We start from the raw sequence: 22,889 nt of genomic DNA, 5'->3' as shown, positions 1-22,889 counted from the left end.
CTGTATTAGCCTAATCTTCATAACTAAAAAATCTTTTAAATATTAGTGTTAATAGAAGAACTATAACCGATATTAAGGCAATAGTACCACCAGGTGCACTATTTATATAATAAGAAGATATAAGTCCTATCATAACATCCACAAAACCAAAAATAATAGCAAAAATTAGGGTCGTAGTGAACCCTTTTTTTAATTGCATAGCTGTTGCAACTGGAACCACTATGATTGATGAAACAACAAGGATACCCATAACTCTTATAGAAAGAGAAATTGTTGCACCAACAAGCAGCGTAAAAATATAATTAACGAGTTTAACGTTTATTCCAGATGTTTTTGCTCCATTTTCATCAAAAGTTACATATATTAATTTGTTGTATAGAAATAGAAGACATATAAGGCATATTCCTCCAACAATGGCGATTAAGCAGATATCAGAATCTGTTACAGTTAAAATACTTCCAAATAAAAATGAATCTACTTTAGCTGAAGCTTTACCACTACTTATTAAAATAATAGCTATTCCTAAACTCAATGTCAAAACAATTGACATAACAAGTTCTGCATATTTTTTATAATACGTTCTTAGAAATTCTATTACAAGAGCGCAAATGCTAGTAAATGAAAATGCAGTTAAAAGTGGGTCAATCCCTAAAACAAGACCAATTGCTACGCCAGCAAAAGATGAATGAGATAATGTATCACCAATCATTGAATAACGTCTAAGAACAATAAAAAGTCCTATAAAAGGACACAGCATAGAAACAATAAAGCCAGCAATAAATGCATTTTGCATAAAACCTAATTGAAACATAAATTATTACCTTCCTAAATATAGTTTAACTACTTAAATTATGTTGTAAAATGAATCCTCAGATTCTAAATATCTTTTAAAATCTTCATTTGTATATAATTTCATAGAACAATTTTCTAATTTTAAAATGTGTGTTGAATACTTTAATGCAACCTTAGTGTTATGTTCAACAGAGATAATAGTTTTTCCTAAATCCTTATTTAAACTTTGGAGTAGAGGATAGATTTCATTTTGGCTCTTTTCATCTATTCCAGTTGATGGTTCATCTAATATTATTAAATCAGGATCACCTATTAACGCTCTAGCAATAAAAATTCTTTGCTGTTGTCCACCTGAAAGGTTTCCTATCAACTTATTGCTGAATTCACTCATGTTTACATTTTTTAGAGAACTTTGAATGGACTTTGAATTCTTAATTCCCACTGTCTTGGCATGGCAAGACAAAACTTCCTTAACTGTTATTGGAAATTCTGCATTAAAATTATCAAGTCTTTGCGAAACGTATGAAATTTTATTAGAATCTAAACTTATACAACCGCTATCAGGTTTTAGAAGACCTAATATAAGTTTTACTAGTGTACTCTTACAGCTTCCGTTTTCACCAAGTATAGATAGATAAATTCCAGTAGGTATATTAAGATTAATATTTTTTAATAAATCTGTTCCTTTTGTATAGGAAAATGATAGATTTTTTATAGTAATCAAATAATCAACTCCTTAAAGCATTATTATATTATACACTCAAATGCAAATAATTTGCAATAGAATATATTTTTATATTATGATTAATATCCAATACAATAACTATTTTATACTACAGTACTATAAAAATTTGTCATAGAAAGCCGCCTTTGATTATGAAAATATATTCTAATCATATGATTTTATATACTATGATAGAAGGGACTTTTGCATTGAAATATGTCTTAAATTAGTATAGAATTAAATGGAAATCGTAGTAGAAAAACAAGAAATAGGAGGGACAAATGAAAAAAAAGCTTATATATATGTTATTCCCTATTATTACAGCTGTAGTAACCGTTATGTTACTTAATATTTTTTTGGATAAAGAAATAGGAGCTATGTTAAAAAGCAAGGATTTAACTGAAATAAATATAGAGTATGGGAGCAGCTATAAAGATAGAGGACTCGTATATAATGAATTTGTTACAAATAATAACTATCAAATATTAGAGGGGTCATCAGAGTTAGGGGCACCAGTCTCACAATTAGCTACAACCTTTTTCCCTGTAGAAGGAATGGATACAATCGTAACTAATGGTAGAGCATATTGCCAGGACTTGACTCAGATATCTAATTTAGGAAGCCAGAATACCCAGAGGAAACCAAATGTTGCATTTATAATTTCACTTCAGTGGTTTATGAGTGATCATGGTGTTGACGGGACAGACTTTCAAGCTAATTTTGCACCAGTGCAATTTTATAAATTTTTATCAAATAAGGAAATAAGTGAAGAACATAAAAAGACATATACAGCTAGAGTGGATAAGCTTTTATCAGGAAGCTCACAATATATACCAGAAAAGCTTTATGCAAAACTTTATACAAACGATAATTTAATATCTAAAGTATCAAGTGTTATATTTAAGCCATATTTTGTTGCAAGGGAAAATATTGTTGAACTTAAAGACAAAGGTCTATTATATAGAAGGTTAAAGAAACTACCTGAAAAATCAGAAAAACAGCTAAGAACAGTTGATTGGAATGAAGAGCATAAGAAGGCCGAGGAAGAAGCAAAGAAACAAGTAACTAATAATGAGTTCTACGTATATGACACATATTATGACAAGAATTTAAAAAATAATTTACAATCTCAAAAAGATATAAATAAAAATGTTGATTTAATGAATTCAAAAGAATTTGATGACTATGAATTATATTTAGACACTTGTGTTGATCTTGGTATAAAGCCATATATAATTTTAGCACCAACTAATGGAAGATGGTATGATTACACTGGAATGACTAAGCAAAGTAGAGATGAGTTTTTCGATAAAGTGGAAGAAATGGCTAAAGAAAGAGGATTTGAAGTTTTGAACTTAAAAGATCAAGAATATACGCCTTATTTTATGTGTGATGTAATGCATCTAGGATGGAAAGGATGGCTTGAAATTGATGAGCAACTTTATAAACGAAATAAAGAAAAATAGAGCTTTAGGATTTGCATTAGTAAGTTCAATTGTAGTTATTTTAGCAATTCTAGTATTAACATTTGAACCATTTGCTGAAATACCATTTGTATATAATCAATTTTAAGGGAGATATAAATAATGAAGATTTTAGAAGGCATAAAAAAATACTCAAATAGTAATAGAATCGCATTAAAATGTGATGGAAATATTATGACATATGCAGAATTAGATACAATATCAGAATGCATAGCAGCTTTTTTATTAAGGGAATTTAAAGATGATAGAACGCCTATTATTATATATGGTAATAAGGAAAATTTAATGATGGCAGTTATGATGGCTTCTTTAAAGTCAGGAAGAGCTTATATACCAATAGATATTAGCTATCCAAAAGAGAGAGTGGAGGCAATTATCAGTGAGGTTCATCCAAAGGTTCTTATTGATTTTAGTAAAGAAAGCAATTTCGAAAGTATAAGGATCTTAAAAGATAAAGATATTGAAGAAATAGTAAAAGAATATAAAGATGTTAAAGTAGAAAAAGAAAATTGGGTAAAAGAAGATGAAAATGCATACATATTATTCACTTCTGGAAGTACTGGAAAGCCAAAAGGTGTTCAAATAAGCAGTAACAATTTAGATAATTTTGTTGAGTGGATTGCAGAATATTTAAATTTAGATGAAAAAGAAGAAGTATTCATGAATCAGGCTGCATACTCTTTTGATTTATCTGTAACATCAATTTACCCAGGATTATGTTATGGGAAAACATTACATGGTTTTTCAAAAGAAACACTTTCAAACTTAAAGAATATGTTTGATGACATAAGAAAATCTGATATTAATATATGGGTATCAACTCCTTCATTTGCAGGAATGTGTGTTGCAGAAAAAGATTTTGATTCTACAATGCTTCAGAATTTAAAAGCGATGATATTTGTAGGAGAGGTATTACCAAAGCCATTATGCGAGGAACTTATAAATAGATTCCCGGGAACAAGAGTGGTAAATGGATATGGTCCAACAGAGGCAACTGTAGCAGTTTCGGCTAATGATATGAGCAAAGAATTATTGTTAGAAGAAGGAAGCTTGCCTATTGGATATCCAATGAAAACATCAGTTGTAAAGATTGTTGATGATGAAGGCAACGTGTTAGGTGATGGAGAAAAAGGAGAAATAGTAATTGTAGGTCCTAGTGTAAGCAAAGGATACTTTAATAATGAACAAGTTACTGCAAAAGCATTTTTCTATGATGATTATAATGGATCTAAATGTAGAGCATATAGAACAGGTGATTTAGGTTATTATGTAAATGGAAATTTATATTATTGTGGAAGAAAGGATTTCCAAATAAAGCTTAATGGTTTTAGAATAGAAATAGAAGATATAGAAAATAACTTAGTTAAAGTTAGTAATATAAAAAATGCAGCTGTTGTTCCAATAGAGAAAGATGGAAAAATTGCATATTTAACTGCGTTTATTGAGTTAAAAGAAGATAATGGCTTAAGTGGATTAAAAAATGGAATAATGATAAAGAAAGAGTTGGCCAATTTGATTCCTTCATACATGGTACCTAGAAATATAAAAATTGTTAAGCAATTTCCGACTAATGTAAATGGAAAGATTGATAGGAAAAAACTATTGGAGGAAGTATAATGAAGTTGACACAATACGGAGATTACTTTTACTTATATATCTTGCTACTAACATTTATTCCTGCCATAGTTTTAGGGCTAAATGGGATTAAATCAAAATATTATGGAATAATCGCTTCGGCTTTAATGATATATTTGATTATGGGAAAAAGTTTAGGATTAGCTTTATTTTCAATGTTTTTAGTTGGCGAAATTTTTGTTATATACTTATATTTGTTTGTTAGAAAAAAAACAGATAACAAATATTTATATTGGTTATTCTTATTTGCATCAATAATTCCGCTTATATTAACTAAAGTAGCAGGGGTTACACATTATGCTTCATATATTGGGTTTATTGGTTTATCATATCTAAACTTTAAGGCAATACAGGTAGTAATAGAAATTTATGATGGTAGAATAACTCAAATAAATTTTATGACATTTATTCATTTTATAACATTTTTTCCGACCCTAAGTTCTGGACCTATAGACAGATGGAAAAGATTTGAGGATGATTTAAATAGAAAAGTAGAAAAGAATATATATTTAGAAGAATATTTAATTCCAGGTCTGAAAAAGATATTTATTGCAATTGCTTATAAATTTATACTAGCATATTTAATTGATACATATTGGTTGTTAAAAATACCTTCAGGTATTACACTATTAAATAGTGTAAATTATATGTATGCTTACACGATGTATTTATTCTTTGATTTTGCGGGATACAGCTTATTTGCGGTTGGATCAAGTTATATCTTTGGAATTAAAACACCAGATAACTTTAATAAACCTTTCTTAAGTAAGGATATGAAAGAATTTTGGACACGATGGCATATATCTTTATCACGATGGTTTGGAGATTATATTTTCTCAAGATTTGTGTTAAATTCTATGAGAAAAAAGAGGTTTAAGAATAGGTTTATCGCTTCCCACGTGGCTCAAATTATCACTATGTTTATAATGGGATTATGGCATGGACTAACTGCATACTATATAATTTATGGATTATATCAAGGAATTGCATTAGTTCTAACTGATATTTATCAGAGGAAATCAAGTTTTTATAAGAAACATAAAAAAGAGAAATGGTTTAATTATGCTCAGGTTTTAATAACATTTCACATAGTATGTTTTGGTATGCTGATATTTTCAGGATATTTATTTAAATAGAAATAATCAAGCTAAGAAATTAAAAAAATTAGTACTATAAGAAGGAGTATACTATTATGAAAGACAAAGTTTTAGAAATATTTACTGAAGTTACAGGAAATGATGAAATAGCAGAAGATTTTGATTTAGATCTTTTTGAAGCTGGATTACTAGATTCTCTAGCAATAATTGAAGTTTTAATTCAAATAGAAGAAAAGCTAGGAATCAAATTACAACCTACAGATTTAGAAAGAGAAGATATGTCAACTGTTAATAAGTTGGCTGCGTTCTTAGAAACTAGATAAAATCTATGATATCTAAATGTGAACTCGCATTTAGGCACAATCAAAAAAATAATAAACCAGTATGCTTGCCGAAATGAATAATATACTTTTGTTCCGGTTTCTAGGTAATTCTGATGGGGGATTCTAAGGCTATAAAGTTGCACCCAAAGTGCTAGCCTCAAAGAACAAGCTTTGAACTAGCACGTTTGGAACAACTTATAGCCAAAGAATCACATCCATCAAAATTACCAATGAAACATTCCACAAAAGTATATTACTCATCTCTGATTGTGTTATCTATATAGATATCCAATTTAAGAATTCAACTTATTAGATGAATGTATTTACAAATTTGCTAAAACTTTAAGTTCATATCTTCACTAGAAATCATAAATATATTTGTGAAGAAAACATTTGAAAATGAGCTGTTAAAGGTTCTTAGCTGTAGGTTGTTCCATTTTAGCTTGTCAAACTGAAAGTTGGAGCGTGCTAAGGTGGCTACAACCTGCTGCTTAGAACCTTCAGCGATATTTTCATAGCTTTTCGGAATCAAAATATTTATGATTTCGGTAAGTTATCACATAAATGTAGTTTTAAATTTGGATATCTATATACAAAAAAAGAATCAGATTTATGATATGAAATTCTAGATACTAGAAAAAGGGTTAATCTTTTGTGCAGTGTTGCATTGAGAATAAGGCTGTAGGATTTCTTCATTGGAAATTGTTCCACTTTTTGCTTGTCCTGTGCTTGCCACAGGAGCATGCAGAAATGGGTGCAACTTCTAATGTTAGAAATCCACAGCCCTATTCTCCAGCATACCGAAATAAAAGATTAACCCTTATTTCGGCTAGTTTATTGCATAAGTATGAATTTATTTATTCGTCAAATATTTTTTCTAAGCACCAGCTTTTCTTATCATCCTTTTTAAAGCTTCCTTTAACTGAAATGGTTTTATGGGGAGCAGCCTTAGAAAGTCCAGATGCTTCAACAACAGCAGTTTCACCATCATTATATAGCAGTGACATTTTTTGAACTCTAAGGAGTTTGTTTTCTGATGAGAAGCCAGAAGTAAAGCTATGTTCTACAGAAAATCCGAGGTCCTTGGAATTGTTTGATATATAAATATCACGAGTCATAAAGAATGAAGCTATAATTATTATTCCGAAAGAAATAGTTAAAGATAACATGAGTCTTCTTTTATTTTTTAGAGTAATATTTTTCTGGAGTCTTCGTCTTCTTCTTTTTTTATAAACAAAGTACTCTTCTTGAATCTGTGCGCTATTCAGCATACTGTATACCTCCTTTATTTTTGATGTACCTAAAGTATAGTTTGAAGAAATTAATAAATAAGATTAAATTCACAGTATATGAGTGAACATAAGAAAATATTACCATATAATTCCATATAATAAAAACAAAAGCGTATGACAAAGTTAAGGAAAAAATATTATTATCTGAGTGGATTCTGAATATAGTCTTATATTTGGAAAAAAGTTTACCAGGTTTTATTTTTATGGTTATAAAATGTCTTTTTTGATATAATTTTATATGAGAAATTAACTATATATGTTTTAAATTAAGTCTATACTTTATTGAACTATGGCTAAAAATAGTAATGTAGGAGATTTCATAAAACTTATATATGTTTTGATTTACTAATATAAAAATAATTATTATAAAAATAACAGGATGGTGGAACTATGGATTTTTCAAGTTTAGTATTAATAGAAAAAGATAAAGAAACAGGATTTATAAAGAAAGAGCTAGGAAGTTTTGAAGTAAATGAAGGAGCATTGTTTGTAAAAAAACTTTATGTGTTGGATGATATTGTATATATGTATTTCGATACAAATAAAAATGTAGAAGAATGGGAATACTCAGCAATATATGATTTATTTAATAATAAAGCATTTACTGAAAAAGGATATGAAATTGAAGAGGATTTAGAAGAATACAATCCTACATATATAATAAAATTTAATTATGTGGATGACTATGATGTAATGAAAGGGAAGATACAAGAAGTGGTATCTATAATAGATAATGAGATGAATGCAGTATTTGAAGCTATTAAAGGAAAAGAATCTGAATATACTGAATAGATAAAAGATATTTTATAGTCATTTGTGTGCATTTCGAAAGCATATTCTTAAGAATATATATGGTAATATTCTTGAGATAAATAAGGTTTAGAATTTTACTAAAATTTTTGTAAAGAAAGGTGTATTTATATGAGTGATTTAAAGAAAAGAGAAGAAATAGAAGATAAGTTTAAATGGAAGGTTGATAAGATTTATAAAAGCATAGAGGATTGGGAAAAGGACTTTGAAGATGTAAAAAATGAAGCGGTTAAATTAAAAGATTTTTCAGGAAAACTTGTGAATGGAGAAGCAATACTAGATTATTTAAAATTCAATGAAAAAGTATCTAGGAAGGCAGAAAACTTATTTATTTATGCTCATTTAAAGTGTGATGAAGATACTTCAAATACCACTTATCAAAGTTTAATGAGTAAAGTTGATATATATATGGCAGAGCTTGCAAGTTACACAGCATTCTTTGTACCGGAAATTTTAAGTTTAGATGATAGCTTTATTAAAAGCGAAATAAACAGATTAGATGGATTAAAACAATTTGAATTCTTAATCGAAGATATATTAAAAGAAAAGCCACACATATTATCTAAAGAGATGGAAGAATTGTTAGCAGCGGCATCAGATTGTTTGGATGCTCCTTCAGCAATACACAATATATTAACTAATGCAGATATGACATTTGGAAAAATAGAAGATGAAGATGGTAATGAAGTTGAATTAACAGAAGGAAACTATTCTTCATTCATAAGAGGTAAAAATAGAGAGGTAAGAAAAGCAGCATTTGAAAGATTATTTGGGGAATATGATAAGTTGAAAAATACTCTAGCAACGTCTCTAAGTGCATCAATAAAAACTTTCAATTTTAGCAGCAGAGTTAGAAAATATAATAATGCATTGGAAGCATCATTGAAACCTAATAATATTCCTTTAGAAGTTTACAAAAATGCAATTAAAGTAATAAATAATAATTTAGATTCACTTCATAGATACGTGAAAATTAAGAAGAAACTATTAGGATTAGATGAAATTCATATGTATGATTTATATGTTCCAGTCATTGAAATTCCAAAGGAAAGAATTGAGTTTAATGATGGAGTAAATATAGTATTGAAAGCATTAAATCCTTTAGGAACAGAGTATTTAGATATCTTTAAAAGTGGAGTTAATGATGGTTGGATAGATATATATGAAAACAAAGGAAAAAGAGGAGGAGCATATTCTTGGGGTGGATATGATACCATGCCTTATGTTTTGTTAAATTATAATAATGAGCTAGGAGATGTTTCAACTTTAGCACATGAAATGGGGCATTCAATTCATTCATATTATTCAAGAAAAGAGCAGCCATATTATTATGCAAATTACACATTATTCTGCGCAGAAGTCGCATCAACAACAAATGAATCATTACTTATTCACTATCTAATTGAAAATGAAAAGGATGAAAAGAAAAAATTATATTTAATAAATCAAGAATTGGAACAAATAAGAACAACTGTATTTAGACAACTGATGTTTGCAGAATTTGAGTTATATACACATGAGACTCTAGAAAAAGGAATACCATTAACAGCAGAAGATTACAATAAGGCTTGGCATGATCTAAATGTTAAGTACTTTGGAAATGAAATTGTTATAGATAAAGAAGTAGATGTCGAATGGTCAAGAATTCCTCATTTTTATTCAGACTTTTACGTTTATCAATATGCTACAGGTTACGCAGCAGCATCAGCTTTTTCTAAGGCTATCTTAGATGGTAAAGAAAATGCAGTAGAAAAATATAAAGGATTCTTAAAATCTGGTGGAAGTGATTATCCAATAAATATTTTAAGAAATGCAGGAGTAGATATGACAACAGATGCACCAATAGAAGCTACAATAAAGAGATTTAATGAGCTTTTAGATATGATAGATAATTAGGGTTTACAAGGTAATTCAGAAACCCAAGATGTATTTCAATAAGGCATATGAAAGAAAATAACGAGTCACAAATGCCATGATTATTTTTCATTAGGAGAAGAAGCAGATTGGACTCATAGCGAGTCTATTACTGCAATCTGCTGATGAAGTATAATGGAAAATGGGCACTTATGAAAAGAGTAGCTATGCTGCAACAAGGAACTTTTCTTGGCAGATAGACTTGTTATTTTTTTGATTATGCCTAATATATATATGTTGCAATTCACAATGCACATTTCACAATTACGGCTAAAATTCTTGCAATAGTTTTAGAATCATGATGAAGAATTATTTTTGCGATATATATAGAATGTGAAATTCACAATTGTGACATAAAATAAAATTGTCTATAATTGTGAATTTGCATTATAAAATAATAAGTTATGAATTTTTATATAAGAATAGGTAAGGTATTATGAATAACTTTAAAGAAGAATTTTATAAAATTTTAGTAAATGCAGAGAATTTCTATATGAAACAATATTATAGTGATTTTCATAAAAGAGAAATATTTCTTGCAATTAAAGAGTTATCAAATGGAATATACTGCGTTTTGATAAGCGAGGATGAAAATGAAAATATAGACTTTTTAGAAGCTTTTGAATATATAAAAACCTTAGGAAAAGACTTTTCTCTAAATATGATAGTTTTATCTAAAGGCGAATATACAAATGTAAATAAAACAGTTATGGTAAATAAACTTATTGTGGATAAAGAAAACTATACAGTTATTAAGTATGATGAATCATGTCTTCCCTTAAAAGAAATACTTGAACTATATATAAATAAAAGTAAAGTGAAAAATATTGATAATAAGAGAGAATTTTTTAGGTATAAAATTCCAACTATGATTTTAATATTGATAAATGTAATAATATTTATAATAATGCAAATTGATATTTATAATATTAAACATTCATTAGGTTCATCTCAGTTGTTGTCAGAGGAAATTATAAATGCAATAAATAATTCAGTACTAGTGACCTTTGGAGCTAAATATAATGCACTTATAAATAATGGAGAAGTATGGCGGTTATTAACTTGTGCCTTTTTACATTCTAGCATTATACATATAGCATTTAATATGTATTCTTTATATATAGTAGGTCCACAAATTCAGCAGATTTATGGGGCTAAAAAGTATCTAGTTATTTACATCACTTCTTGTATAACAGCATCAATATTAAGTTATCTAGCAAGTCCATATACTATATCAGTAGGAGCATCAGGCGGCATATTTGGTCTTTTGGGAGCTTTGTTAGCTTTTGCAATTATGGAAAGACATAGATTGCAGAAAAAATATATATCTAGCTTACTACAGATAATACTTATAAATTTATTTATAGGATTAAGTGTGAAAAATATTGATAATTATGCACACATAGGTGGACTTATTGGAGGAGCATTGATTGGATATGTCTCTTACAAAATATTAAATAAACAGTTGAAAAATTAGATAAATTTATATATTTTTATTGCTTGGGAAATATCATGAATTGAGCTAGAAAAAATCAAATGTAAAGGATTTTATTAAGGCAATATTAATTTTATCTTAAGAAAATAGGGTTGATTTTTTATTTTTATTGAAATATTATTAAATAGGTATAGTATGATGATAGATATAAAATAATAAATGGGAATATATCTCATTAAATATTAGGAGTGAATGTAATGGGAAAATACATTTTTACCATAACAGCATTTTTTCAAATTTTTGTTTTTGCAATAACATGTTACTATTTAGCTTTAGGACTTATAGGGCTTTTCAGAAAGAAAGAAAATAAGAACTATGAACCTAAAAATAAATTTGCATTGTTAATAGCAGCACATAATGAAGAAGTTGTTATTGGTAGTCTCATAGAGAGTATGCTAAAACTAGATTATCCTAAGGAAATGTATGATGTTTTCGTTATTGCAGATAATTGTACAGATGATACAGCTAAGATATCTAAAGGTTACGGGGTAAATGTTTGTGAAAGATTTGCAAAAGATAAAAGAGGAAAAGGTTATGCGTTAGAGTGGATGTTTGCAAAGTTATTTGCAATGGAAAAACAATATGATGCTATTGCTATCTTCGATGCAGATAATCTTGTACATAAAGATTTCTTAAAAGAGATTAATTCAAAGATGCAGGAAGGTTACAAAGTTGTTCAAGGATATATAGACAGTAAGAATCCAGATGATTCATGGATTGCTGCTGCTTATTCAATAGCTTTTTGGACTCAAAATAGAATGTTCCAGTTAGCTAGAGCTAATATAGGATTTTCTAATCAAATTGGTGGAACAGGATTTGCTATTGAAACTAAGACATTGAAGAAGTTAGGCTGGGGTGCCACTTGTTTGACAGAGGATTTAGAATTCTCATGTAAGCTTGTACTAAATGGAGAAAAAGTTGGTTGGGCTCATGATGCGATTATATATGATGAAAAACCACTAAAGCTTAAACAATCATGGACTCAAAGAAAAAGATGGATGCAAGGTTTTACAGATGTTGCTTCAAGATATTTCTTTAAGCTTGTTAAGAAGTCAATAATGGAAAGAAAGTTTTATATATTTGACTGCGCACTATATGTATTGCAGCCTTTTGTAACGTTATTACTTGGTATTTCAGCAGTTTTAACTTTAATACAGGCAAATACTACAGGCGTAAATATATTTATTATAAATTATTTGTTTAGTGATGTTGGATTTAAGACATTTGCGGCTATTCAATTTTTGATTACTCCGTTAATATTAACAATTGATAAAAAAATTACAAAACCATTCTTAGTTATGATGGTATTATATTCTAGTAATGTTTTCGTAGTTCCTTATTTAACAGCTAATATGGATAATTGGATTATTGCTTGGGTGAGTGGCTTAGCTTATAACTTAGCATTCTTGATATTAACAGGAATATTACTAGGAAAGAAAGAATTAATTTTATTCTTTAGATTCTGGTTATATGCGTTATATACATTAACATGGATACCAATTACAATTCAAGGTATATTAAATAAGAATAATAAAGAGTGGAGTCATACTAAGCATGTTAGAAAGATAGAAATATGTGATGTGTAATACTCTAAACAAAAGTATAAATTAGAAATCAGGATGTCGTAAAATGGTTAAAAGACCTTTTTGACATCCTATTTTTATTAGGATAAGGTATATGTTTTATGAAAATGTCAAATAAATATATATAAGTAGTAAGTATTGTTAGAAATATATATTTTAATATAAATATTAATGAGATATAATAATGAAATATTGTTTGTTTCATGCAATGCAAGGAACAGAGATCTTAGAAGATTAAAAAAATAAGAAATGTCAGAGCGTTTTTTATAAGGAGGCTCGACTCACGTTTGCTTATTTAGGGCTCACAGAGTAAGCGACCATCATAAAATTATAGATTAGAGATGTCTGCTTAAGTTTTTTTTGACATTAAAGCAGAAAGGCAGTATATTTTATAGAGCGAAATAATTACGAAAAAATAAGAACTGGTGTTCAGATGGAGGAGTTTTATGGAATTAAAAAATACTAATGCTTATGATGTAACAGATTTAACATCACTTGAAAAGCTAGAACCTGTAAGAATAAGACCGGGTATGTATATAGGATCTACAGGTAGTAAGGGGTTACATCACTGTATATGGGAAATAATAGATAACTCCATAGATGAAATAGCTAACGGATATGGTAACAAAGTAACCATAACGTTAAATGAAGATAAAAGTGTAACCGTATTGGATAACGGAAGAGGTATCCCTACAGGAATTCATCCAATCAAAAAGAAATCTGGAGTTGAAATGGTATTTACTGAACTTCATACAGGAGGAAAGTTTGATAATAAAAATTATAAAACATCTGGAGGACTTCATGGAGTTGGAGCAGCAGTAGTAAATGCCTTATCAGAATGGTTAGAGGTTGAAGTTTACCAAAACGGGAATATATACAGACAAAGATTTGAATATGCTTTTGATAAAGAATTAAAAAGAGAAATGCCAGGAACATCTGTTGGCAGCTTGAAGGTGATTGGAAAAACAGATAAAGTTGGAACAAAGATCACATTTAAGCCGGATAAAGAAATCTTCTCAACTACTGATTTTAAATTTGATATAATAGATAGCCGATTACAGGAACTGGCATTCCAAAATAAAGGGATAAGATTAGAATTAATAGATAAAAGAAAAGGACAAGAAATCACTAAAGAATATTACTCAGAAAATGGTCTTTTAGATTTCATAAATTATCTAAATGAAAGTAAAACACCAATTCATGAAGAGCCCATAATTTTTGACGGTGAAAGAACTGTTGGGGAACTTCAATTATATGGTGAAGTATGTATTCAATTTACAGATTCAACTACTGAATATATTGCAAGTTATGTAAATAACATTCCAACAACAGAAGCAGGGACTCATGAAACTGGATTTAAGACTGGAATGACAAGATCTTTTAAAGAATGGTCTAAAAAGTTAGGATTGGTTAAGGAAAAAGATAAGGAATTTGAAGGCGATGATTTAAGAGAAGGTATGACTGCTATTGTAAGAATTAAAATCACGAATCCTATCTTTGAAGGTCAAACTAAGACTAAACTTGGAAATAATGAAGCATATACTATGATGAATGATTTAGTGTATACTAAATTTTCTGAATGGATAGAAGATAATAAAACTTTAGCAACAAGTATAATTAATAACGCATTAGAAGCAGCTAAAAGAAGAGACAAGATTAAGAAAATAAATGAAGCAGAAAAAAAGAAAATAGGAAAAGGTACAGCACCGCTTGCAGGAAAAGTTGCTGTGTGTACATTGAAAGATAAAACTGTGAATGAATTTATAGTTGTGGAAGGAGATTCGGCAGGAGGATCTGCAAAGCAAGCCAGAGATAGAAGATTTCAAACTATCATGCCTTCAAAGGGTAAGATAATGAATACTGAAAAACAAAAACTTGAAAATGTATTGGCTTCTGAAGAATTAAAAATATTTAACACTGCTGTTGGAACAGGTACTTTGGATAATTATAGAGAAGAAGATTTAAAATATGACAAGATAATAATAATGAGTGATGCTGATGTGGATGGATATCATATTAGGACATTATGGATGACTTATATTTATAGATATATGAGACCGCTTATTGCTAATGGACATTTATATTTAGCGCAGCCCCCATTGTATAAAGTGTATAGGGAAACTAAAGGAAAAACTATAGTTAAGTATGCGTATAGTGATGACGAACTTGAAAATACAAAGAAACAAGTTGGAAAAGGTGCACTGATTCAAAGATATAAAGGACTAGGAGAAATGAATCCCGATCAATTATGGGATACAACACTAAATCCAGAAAGTAGAACTCTGCTTCAAGTAACCATAGAAGATGCGGCAAAAGCAGAAAAGATGGTTTCGTTACTTATGGGAGATATTGTTGAACCTAGAAAGAACTATATGTATAAATACGGAGAATTTTAAATCAATTCACAATTAACAATTTGAACAAGTTCCCATGGAACTTGAAAAATTTATATACTTTAAAAAGTTACTAACTACAGGAAAAACTTTCTTATTTAGAAATAGAGAGTTATGAATTAAAAGAAATTCCATAGGAATTTCACCATTAATTGTGAACTGTGCATTATGCATCAAAAAAGGAGAAGAGTATGGCAAAAAAGAATGAAAATATTATACCTAAAGATAATAATATAATTGGTATTCCTCTAGAAGAAGCAATGCCAGAGAATTATTTACCATATGCTATAGAAGTTGCTAAAGATAGAGCACTTCCTGATGTTAGAGATGGTCTTAAGCCTGTGCATAGAAGAATTTTATATGGTTCATATATGCTTAAGGCCTTTCCAGATAGACCTTATTATAAATCTGCAAGAATAGTTGGAGATATCTTAGGTAAGTATCACCCTCATGGTGATTCATCTGTATACGAATCTATGGTAATACTAGCTCAAGATTTCTCAACTAGGGCACCGTTAATTGAAGGTCACGGGAACTGGGGATCTATCGATGGTGATGGGGCTGCAGCTATGAGGTATACAGAGGCTAGATTATCTCCTATTGCAATGGAAATGCTAAGAGATATTGAAAAGGATACGGTAGAAATGGTTCCAAACTATTCTGATAGTGAAATGGAACCTAAAGTATTACCAAGTAGATATCCTAATTTACTTGTAAATGGGGCGTTTGGTATAGCTGTAGGGCTTGCAACCAATATACCTCCACATAATTTGGGAGAGGTAACAGAAGGAGTACTGGCATATATTGATAATAATGAAATAACTACTTCTGAACTTATGAAATATATAAAGGGACCAGATTTACCTACTGGTGGAATTTTGATAGGAGAAAAATCCATTTTATCAGCATATGAAACTGGTGAAGGAAAAGTAGCTTATAGAGCAAAGACTTCAATTGAAAAATTAGAAAATGGAAGAATCGGAATAATTATAACAGAATTCCCATACAGAAGAAATAAGTCTAGGATTCTCCAAACAATATCTGAAATGACTGGTGATAAGAGGCATGCAAAAGCATTGGAATCTATAACAGATATTAGAGATGAATCTGATAGAAGTGGAATAAGAGCTGTAATTGAATTAAAGAAAAATGCAGATGAAGATGTTGCAGATAAAGTGCTAAAGTATCTGTTTAAAAAAACTGATTTACAATGTAACATAAGTTTTAACATGGTAGCCCTTGCAAATGGAAAGCCAGAAACTATGAGTTTAAAGGCTATAATAAGATATTATGTAGAGCACCAGAAAGAAATAATAACTAGAAGAACCCAAAAAGAACTTGATGTGGCAAAAAAGAGGCATCATATTGTTGAAGGATTTATTAAAGCTATAAGTGTTTTAGATGAAGTTATAGCAACCATTAGAAGTTCAAAGTCTAAAAAGGATGCATCGGAAAATTTGATAAGCAAATTTGGGTTTTCTGAGGCTCAAGCACAAGCTATATTGGAACTTATGTTATATAGGTTGACAGGTCTTGAAATAGAAATATTTGAAAAAGAATATGCGCAACTTGAGAAACTTATAAAAAAACTTGAGAAGATTTTATCTAGTGAAAAAGAACTTTTGAAAGTTGTTAAAAGTGAATTAAAAGAAATAAGCGATAAGTACGGAAATGATAGAAGAACTGAAATTATACATGATGATAATGAAAGTAAAATTGATGTTGAAGAATTAATTATTGTAGAAGAAGTTATGGTAACAATATCTAAAGACGGATTTGTAAAGAGAATACCATTAAAAAATTACACTAGATCTAGCTCTAATCCAGAAGATATTGAGTATAGAGAAGGAGATTCTTTAAAATATTTAATAAATTCGAATACTAAGGATACACTTCTTGTATTTACAGATAAAGGTTTTATGTATCAAACAAAAGGTATTAATATTCCTGAAATGAGATGGAAAGAAAAAGGGGATAGATTGGATGAGATTATTAAATCTTTAAATCTTGATAATGAGAAGATAATTGCAGCTATATCCATAGATAATTTCAATCCTAGCAAGGCATTTAGATTTATAACAAAACATGGAGGAATTAAGTTAAGTTCTTTAGATAAATTCCAAACTGCATATGGTAAACTTCAAGCGTTAAAACTTAGAGATGGTGATGAGTTGATTGACGTATCCATGAGAGAATTGGAAGAAGAAGAGAAGTTCCTAAAAGTTAAGAGTAAACTAGGGTTAGAATTCACTCTTGAAATAAAAAATCTAGAGGAAACGGCTAGAAATATTTTACCTACTCAGCTATTTAATTTCTCAGAAGAAGATGAAATTAGCCAAGTAGAAGATACTAATGAAATTGAATATTTTGAATTAAGTGTTGGAGTTACTGATAAGAATAAGTTTAAATTCTATGAGAGGATAAAAGAAGACTCATTAAAAGTTAAAACAAATTCTTTAAAAGAATTGCTTATCTTTAGCAACAGAGGATATGTATATAAAATACCAGTATTTTTAATGAGAAATGTTTTGAATAAAGAAATAAATGTAGAAGCATTTATAGGTAAAATGGAAAAGGGAGAAAAGATAATAAGTCTGATTTCCATTGATTCTTATGATGAAGACTTAGGAGTATACACGTTTACGAAAAAAGGAATGGTTAAGAAAACATTGTTAAAAGAATTTGAAGGTGACTTTCTAAAGCAAGCATGCTATAAGTTTAAGTTTGAAGATGATGAAGTTGTATCTGTAGAAATGAATCAAATAAAGATTGGTCACTTGATCATGATAACTAAAAAAGGAATGGCAATAAGATTTCCGGTTGAAAATGTAAATATTATGGGTAAAATAGCTTCAGGGGTAACTGGAATAAGTCTGAGGGATGAAGATCAAGTCATTTTTGGAAAGTATCATAGTAATTACAAGAAAAGTGATGATAATACCGTAATGTTATCTTCGGATGATACAAAAATTACACTTGTTTCTAAAGGCAAGGAGAGATCAGTAATGGATATAAGTGATATTAAGTTACAAAATAGGGCTGGAAGAGGAACAAGTATAATGATGGTTTCACTTGATGATGAAATAAAAGATGTACACCTATAAAAAAAGTGCGAAGCACAATTAAGAACCTAGCACCTATAAAAAGGTGCGAAGCACAATTAAGAACTTATAACTATAAAAAAAGTGCGCACTCCTAAGAAGAGTGAGAAGCACAATACGGAACTTATTAAGCACAACCAAGAACTTATAATTATAAAAAAGTGAAAAGTACAAATAAGAACATATTGCCCATAAAAAAAGTGCGCACTGCAGAACTTACTAAACATAACAAGTTATGTTGTATATAAAATAAAAATTTCTGATTCTTACTTTTTAGCAAAGTGAATGTCTCACACAAAATATATCATTATGTGTGAATCGTTTATGGCAGGTGGTTGGAAGAAAGTAAAGAAAATTATAGATTGGAAAGTTCCAATTCTGACAATTAAGTTGTGGTAGTTAAACAATAAATGGGGTATAATGTAGGTATAAATTGAAGAGAAGCAGAATGAGGGTGTTCTAAAAAATAGTTTAGGATATCCTCATTGTTTAGATTTAAGGAGGAATTGATATGAAGAAAGTATGCGTTTTATTAGCAGAAGGTTTTGAGGAAATAGAGGCTTTAACTGTATCTGATATAATAAGAAGGGCGGATGTAACTTGTGATTTAGTATCAATTGCAGAAAAGCAAGTTAAGTCAAGTCATGGCGTGGTAGTTCAAGCAGATAAGCTTTTTGATGAGAAGATGGAATATGATTTAGTGGTAATACCAGGAGGTATTCCAGGAGCTACTAACTTAAGAGATGATGAGAGAGTAATAAAATTTGTTAAAAAGCAAAACAAAGATGGAAAATTAATTGGAGCGATTTGTGCAGGACCAATAGTTCTTGGAAGAGCGGGAATCACAGAAGGAAGAAATATAACTTCTTATCCTGGATATGAAGATGAATTACCAAATTGTGAATATTTAGAAGATGCTGTAGTAGTTGATAAGAATATAGTAACCAGCAGAGGTCCAGCAACAGCAATGGCATTTGCATATAAGTTGTTAGATATTCTTGGATATGGGAATAAAGTAGAAAGTATTTCATCTGGTATGTTATATAAGATGTTTATAGGGTAAAAGTTATCAAATTTACTGGGAAAGTTTTCACTTTATTTCAGTATAAGAGAAATGAAAAATATAGAAATCTAAAGTATATAACCTCTAGGATCAAAGGTCTTAGGGGTATTGTTGCGGCATGCTGTGAGGGGAGAAGAAATGGCAGAAAGATGGTTTATAAAAAATATAAAAGCTGATTATAAATACATATCTAAAAAATATGCACTTTCAGAATTGGTTAGTAGGCTTATAGTAAACAGGAATATTATAAGCGATGAAATGATAAGAAGTTATATTAACCCGGATTTTGATAAATTTCATGAGGCTAGAGAAATGAAAGATTTAGAAAAATCGGTTGATATACTGCGTGAGAAAATAAAAGCTCAGAATAAGATACGAATTGTTGGAGATTACGATGTTGATGGTGTAATAAGTATTTATATTTTATACTCAGCTTTAAAAAGGTGCAATGCAAATGTAGATTATGAAATTCCAGATAGAATAAAAGATGGATATGGAATTAATATGAATATTATAAAGCAGGCAAAAGAAGATGGGGTTGATACCATACTGACTTGCGATAATGGTATATCCGCTATAGACCAAATAAAATACGCAAAAGAATTAGGAATTACCGTAATAGTTACAGATCATCATGATATACCATTTGTTGAGAAAGAAAATAACGTCAGAGAATTTATAAGTTTAAGTGCTGATGCTGTAGTAAATCCAAAGCAAAGTGAATGCAATTATAAATTTAAACAATTGTGTGGAGCGGGTGTAGCATTTAAGCTTGTAGAAATTCTTTATGAGACTTTTAATATAGATAAAAAAGAATGCTACAAATTCATAGAATTTTTGGCAATAGCGACAGTTTGCGATGTTGTAGATTTAGTTGATGAGAATAGGATATTTGTTAAAAAGGGATTAGAACTTATTAACAGTACAACTAACTTAGGACTACAAGAATTAATAAGAGAATGCGAATTAACAGAAAAAACTTTATCGGTATATCATCTTGGATTTATTATAGGGCCATGCATAAATGCTTCAGGAAGGCTAGATTCGGCTAAAAGAGGATTGAAATTATTGCTCTCAGATGATGAAGAGGAAGCAGTAAGGCTCGCAAAAGAATTAGTTAAATTAAATGAAGATAGAAAAGATATGACCATGAATGGCGTCGAGGCTGCTGTTGAAATCATAGAGAAAAGTGGAATGATAAATGATAAAGTATTTGTTATCTATATTCCTGATATACATGAAAGTTTAGCAGGTATAATAGCAGGAAGAATAAAAGAAAAATATAATGTTCCAACTTTAGTTATAACAAAAGCAGAACATGGTGTGAAGGGTTCAGGAAGATCAATAGAAGAATACAATATGTTTGAAGAACTTATTAAGTGCAAGGATCTGCTTGAAAAGTTTGGCGGGCACCCTATGGCTGCAGGTTTTTCATTAAAAGAAGAAAATATAGATGAATTTAGGCGAAGATTAAATGAAAATACAATTTTAAAAGACGAGGATTTATTGAGAAAAGTTACTATAGACTCGGTTTTGCCGCTTGATGCTATAAACTATGATGTGATAAATGATTTAGAAAGATTAGAGCCTTTTGGTAAATCAAACTCTAAACCATTGTTTGCTGAGAAAAATATTAATTTATTAAGGGCAACAATACTTGGAAAGAATAGGAATGTGCTAAAATTAAAACTCAAGACCAGGATGAATAAAGCTCTGGATGCTATTTATTTTGGTGATATTGAAAAGTTTGAAGAAGAAGTTAGCAGTAAATATGGAAATGAAGAATTGCAAAAACTCTATAATGGAGAATATAATCATGTGAACCTTGATTTAGTATTTTATCCAAATGTTAATGAATATAATGGTAATACTACTATACAAATAGTAATACAAAACTATAGGTAAAAGAATAGAGTTTTCGGTTAAGTATAAAAAGATGTTGTGAATTTAAGATCATATATTTTGAGTTATTATAAGAAAGGATGATAGTTTTTGGCTAAGTATAAAATAATAATGACAGGGGGAGGAACTGCTGGTCACGTTACTCCTAATCTTGCTTTAGTTCCTAAACTAAAGCAAAAGGACTTTGAGATAAAATATATCGGAAGTTTTGACGGCATTGAAAAAGAAATAATAACTAAAAACAATATACCTTTTTTCGGAATTTCGTGCGGGAAATTACGAAGATATTTTGATGTGAAAAATTTTACTGATCCATTCAAAATTTTAAAGGGAATTGCTCAAGCACTAAAAATATTATCAAAAGAAAAACCAGATGTGATTTTTTCAAAGGGTGGTTTCGTAGCTGTTCCAGTTGTAATAGCAGCATCTATTAAAAAAATACCAGTGGTTGCGCATGAATCAGATATGACTCCAGGGCTTGCAAATAAACTTTCGGCACCATTTTGTGATAAACTATGTGTCACATTTAGAGAAAGTCTAAAGTTTATAAAGGATGATAAAGGAGTACTTACAGGAAGCCCAATCAGAGAAGAAATACTTAACGGAGATAAGACTAGAGGAAAAAAGATATGTGAATTTTCTGACAATAAGGAGATTCTCTTTATTATGGGGGGAAGTCTGGGTTCTAAGCTCATAAATGAAGAAATAAGAAAAAATCTAGATAAGCTTTTAAAAGATTTTAATATAATTCATATTTGCGGAAAAGGTAATGTGGATAATAATTTTTTAAATAAAAAAGGGTATAAGCAATTTGAATATGTAACCGAAGAATTGCCTGACCTTATGAAGGCTTGTGACTATATAATTTCAAGAGCAGGTGCTAATTCTATATTTGAATTTTTAGCATTAAAAAAACCAACACTATTAATACCACTTTCAAAAAAGGCAAGTAGAGGAGATCAAATATTAAATGCTAAGTCGTTTGAAAAAGAAGGGTATTCATTAATGCTGCAAGAAGAAGAAATTAAAAATAATGTATTATATGAAAAAGTTCTTGAGCTAAAAAAAAGAAAAGATGAATTAATTAATAATATGGAAAAGAGTCAAGCTAAAAGCGGTGTTGAAGCAATAATAAATGTATTATTAAGAAGTGTTAAGGTAAAAAAATAAATTATTAAATTTGTAATTATTATTTAAATAAAGCACAAATTATACAATCAAATCTTGCAAAAAAAAATATGTGAGATATAATAAAAGAGTAAGTTCATTTTAGTGAAAACA

At 29.3% G+C, this 22,889-nt stretch carries 17 protein-coding genes; 14 read left to right on the top strand and 3 right to left on the bottom strand.

The annotated features are described in order from the left end of the window. Positions 1-10: 10 nt before the first annotated feature. Complete coding sequence (locus KEC93_RS21945; RefSeq protein WP_012060492.1) at positions 11-811, bottom strand: metal ABC transporter permease; 801 nt, start codon at positions 809-811, stop codon at positions 11-13. Positions 812-844: 33 nt separating this feature from the next. Then, positions 845-1,516, bottom strand: a complete 672-nt coding sequence (locus KEC93_RS21940; protein WP_012060491.1) for a metal ABC transporter ATP-binding protein — start codon at positions 1,514-1,516, stop codon at positions 845-847. A 281-nt stretch (positions 1,517-1,797) separates the two neighbouring features. Between KEC93_RS21940 and dltD the strand changes: the two genes are divergently transcribed. From dltD to dltC, 5 genes are read left to right on the top strand one after another with little or no spacing between them, the layout of a single operon-like run. Then, positions 1,798-2,982: a D-alanyl-lipoteichoic acid biosynthesis protein DltD gene (gene dltD, locus KEC93_RS21935; protein ID WP_023973539.1), complete on the top strand. Its 1,185-nt coding sequence runs from the start codon at positions 1,798-1,800 to the stop codon at positions 2,980-2,982. Next, positions 2,948-3,088 carry a hypothetical protein gene (locus KEC93_RS21930; RefSeq protein WP_017212532.1) on the top strand — a complete coding sequence of 47 codons (141 nt, stop codon included), beginning with the start codon at positions 2,948-2,950 and terminating at the stop codon, positions 3,086-3,088. The genes dltD and KEC93_RS21930 overlap by 35 nt, the downstream gene beginning before the upstream one ends. Before the next feature lie 14 nt (positions 3,089-3,102). Next, complete coding sequence (dltA, locus tag KEC93_RS21925) at positions 3,103-4,617, top strand: D-alanine--poly(phosphoribitol) ligase subunit DltA (protein ID WP_039770165.1); 1,515 nt, start codon at positions 3,103-3,105, stop codon at positions 4,615-4,617. Next, the gene (dltB, locus tag KEC93_RS21920; RefSeq protein WP_039770166.1) at positions 4,617-5,771 is read left to right on the top strand and encodes a D-alanyl-lipoteichoic acid biosynthesis protein DltB; all 1,155 of its coding nucleotides are present in this window, start codon (positions 4,617-4,619) and stop codon (positions 5,769-5,771) included. Before dltA ends, dltB begins: the two co-directional genes overlap by 1 nt. A 56-nt stretch (positions 5,772-5,827) precedes the next feature. Beyond that, the gene (dltC, locus tag KEC93_RS21915) at positions 5,828-6,055 is read left to right on the top strand and encodes a D-alanine--poly(phosphoribitol) ligase subunit DltC (protein WP_017212529.1); all 228 of its coding nucleotides are present in this window, start codon (positions 5,828-5,830) and stop codon (positions 6,053-6,055) included. A gap of 857 nt (positions 6,056-6,912) precedes the next feature. Here the strand turns inward: dltC and KEC93_RS21910 are convergent. Next, on the bottom strand, positions 6,913-7,326 hold the full coding sequence (locus tag KEC93_RS21910; RefSeq protein ID WP_077868024.1) for a hypothetical protein: 414 nt from the start codon (positions 7,324-7,326) through the stop codon (positions 6,913-6,915). A gap of 411 nt (positions 7,327-7,737) precedes the next feature. On the opposite strand from KEC93_RS21910, the gene KEC93_RS21905 reads away from it, so the two are divergent. The 9 genes from KEC93_RS21905 to KEC93_RS21865 all read left to right on the top strand — a co-directional run bounded on the left by KEC93_RS21905 (position 7,738) and on the right by KEC93_RS21865 (position 22,778). Beyond that, positions 7,738-8,139 carry a DUF6762 family protein gene (locus KEC93_RS21905; protein WP_023973534.1) on the top strand — a complete coding sequence of 134 codons (402 nt, stop codon included), beginning with the start codon at positions 7,738-7,740 and terminating at the stop codon, positions 8,137-8,139. Between the two features lie 129 nt (positions 8,140-8,268). Then, a complete protein-coding gene (gene pepF, locus KEC93_RS21900) occupies positions 8,269-10,053 on the top strand; it encodes an oligoendopeptidase F (RefSeq protein ID WP_077309228.1) in 1,785 nt (594 codons plus the stop codon). A gap of 454 nt (positions 10,054-10,507) precedes the next feature. Then, the gene (locus tag KEC93_RS21895) at positions 10,508-11,548 is read left to right on the top strand and encodes a rhomboid family intramembrane serine protease (RefSeq protein WP_039770171.1); all 1,041 of its coding nucleotides are present in this window, start codon (positions 10,508-10,510) and stop codon (positions 11,546-11,548) included. A 215-nt stretch (positions 11,549-11,763) separates the two neighbouring features. After that, positions 11,764-13,152, top strand: coding sequence for a glycosyltransferase family 2 protein (locus tag KEC93_RS21890; RefSeq protein ID WP_012060482.1), 1,389 nt, complete (start codon positions 11,764-11,766; stop codon positions 13,150-13,152). A 443-nt stretch (positions 13,153-13,595) separates the two neighbouring features. Further along, positions 13,596-15,545, top strand: a complete 1,950-nt coding sequence (locus KEC93_RS21885) for a DNA gyrase/topoisomerase IV subunit B (protein WP_012060481.1) — start codon at positions 13,596-13,598, stop codon at positions 15,543-15,545. Between the two features lie 188 nt (positions 15,546-15,733). Continuing rightward, positions 15,734-18,646, top strand: a complete 2,913-nt coding sequence (locus KEC93_RS21880) for a DNA topoisomerase IV subunit A (RefSeq protein WP_077868025.1) — start codon at positions 15,734-15,736, stop codon at positions 18,644-18,646. A 508-nt stretch (positions 18,647-19,154) separates the two neighbouring features. Beyond that, positions 19,155-19,706, top strand: coding sequence for a DJ-1 family glyoxalase III (locus tag KEC93_RS21875; protein ID WP_012060479.1), 552 nt, complete (start codon positions 19,155-19,157; stop codon positions 19,704-19,706). A 138-nt stretch (positions 19,707-19,844) separates the two neighbouring features. Next, a complete protein-coding gene (gene recJ / locus KEC93_RS21870) occupies positions 19,845-21,611 on the top strand; it encodes a single-stranded-DNA-specific exonuclease RecJ (protein ID WP_023973529.1) in 1,767 nt (588 codons plus the stop codon). 108 nt (positions 21,612-21,719) lie between these two features. Beyond that, positions 21,720-22,778, top strand: coding sequence for an undecaprenyldiphospho-muramoylpentapeptide beta-N-acetylglucosaminyltransferase (locus tag KEC93_RS21865; protein ID WP_373866468.1), 1,059 nt, complete (start codon positions 21,720-21,722; stop codon positions 22,776-22,778). Positions 22,779-22,889 lie beyond the last annotated feature (111 nt).

Source organism: Clostridium beijerinckii, assembly GCF_018223745.1.
Classification (GTDB): Bacteria; Bacillota; Clostridia; order Clostridiales; family Clostridiaceae; genus Clostridium; species Clostridium beijerinckii.
This window is presented reverse-complemented; position numbering and strand designations above follow the sequence as displayed.

Excerpts from the sequence above, each read along its gene's own strand:
- KEC93_RS21945 (WP_012060492.1), bottom strand. The coding sequence starts at position 811 with ATGTTTCAATTAGGTTTTATGCAAAATGCATTTATTGCTGGCTTTATT.
- dltD (WP_023973539.1), top strand. The coding sequence starts at position 1,798 with ATGAAAAAAAAGCTTATATATATGTTATTCCCTATTATTACAGCTGTA.
- KEC93_RS21930 (WP_017212532.1), top strand. The coding sequence starts at position 2,948 with ATGAGCAACTTTATAAACGAAATAAAGAAAAATAGAGCTTTAGGATTT.
- dltA (WP_039770165.1), top strand. The coding sequence starts at position 3,103 with ATGAAGATTTTAGAAGGCATAAAAAAATACTCAAATAGTAATAGAATC.
- dltB (WP_039770166.1), top strand. The coding sequence starts at position 4,617 with ATGAAGTTGACACAATACGGAGATTACTTTTACTTATATATCTTGCTA.
- dltC (WP_017212529.1), top strand. The coding sequence starts at position 5,828 with ATGAAAGACAAAGTTTTAGAAATATTTACTGAAGTTACAGGAAATGAT.
- KEC93_RS21910 (WP_077868024.1), bottom strand. The coding sequence starts at position 7,326 with ATGCTGAATAGCGCACAGATTCAAGAAGAGTACTTTGTTTATAAAAAA.
- KEC93_RS21905 (WP_023973534.1), top strand. The coding sequence starts at position 7,738 with ATGGATTTTTCAAGTTTAGTATTAATAGAAAAAGATAAAGAAACAGGA.
- pepF (WP_077309228.1), top strand. The coding sequence starts at position 8,269 with ATGAGTGATTTAAAGAAAAGAGAAGAAATAGAAGATAAGTTTAAATGG.
- KEC93_RS21895 (WP_039770171.1), top strand. The coding sequence starts at position 10,508 with ATGAATAACTTTAAAGAAGAATTTTATAAAATTTTAGTAAATGCAGAG.
- KEC93_RS21890 (WP_012060482.1), top strand. The coding sequence starts at position 11,764 with ATGGGAAAATACATTTTTACCATAACAGCATTTTTTCAAATTTTTGTT.
- KEC93_RS21885 (WP_012060481.1), top strand. The coding sequence starts at position 13,596 with ATGGAATTAAAAAATACTAATGCTTATGATGTAACAGATTTAACATCA.
- KEC93_RS21880 (WP_077868025.1), top strand. The coding sequence starts at position 15,734 with ATGGCAAAAAAGAATGAAAATATTATACCTAAAGATAATAATATAATT.
- KEC93_RS21875 (WP_012060479.1), top strand. The coding sequence starts at position 19,155 with ATGAAGAAAGTATGCGTTTTATTAGCAGAAGGTTTTGAGGAAATAGAG.
- recJ (WP_023973529.1), top strand. The coding sequence starts at position 19,845 with ATGGCAGAAAGATGGTTTATAAAAAATATAAAAGCTGATTATAAATAC.
- KEC93_RS21865 (WP_373866468.1), top strand. The coding sequence starts at position 21,720 with ATGACAGGGGGAGGAACTGCTGGTCACGTTACTCCTAATCTTGCTTTA.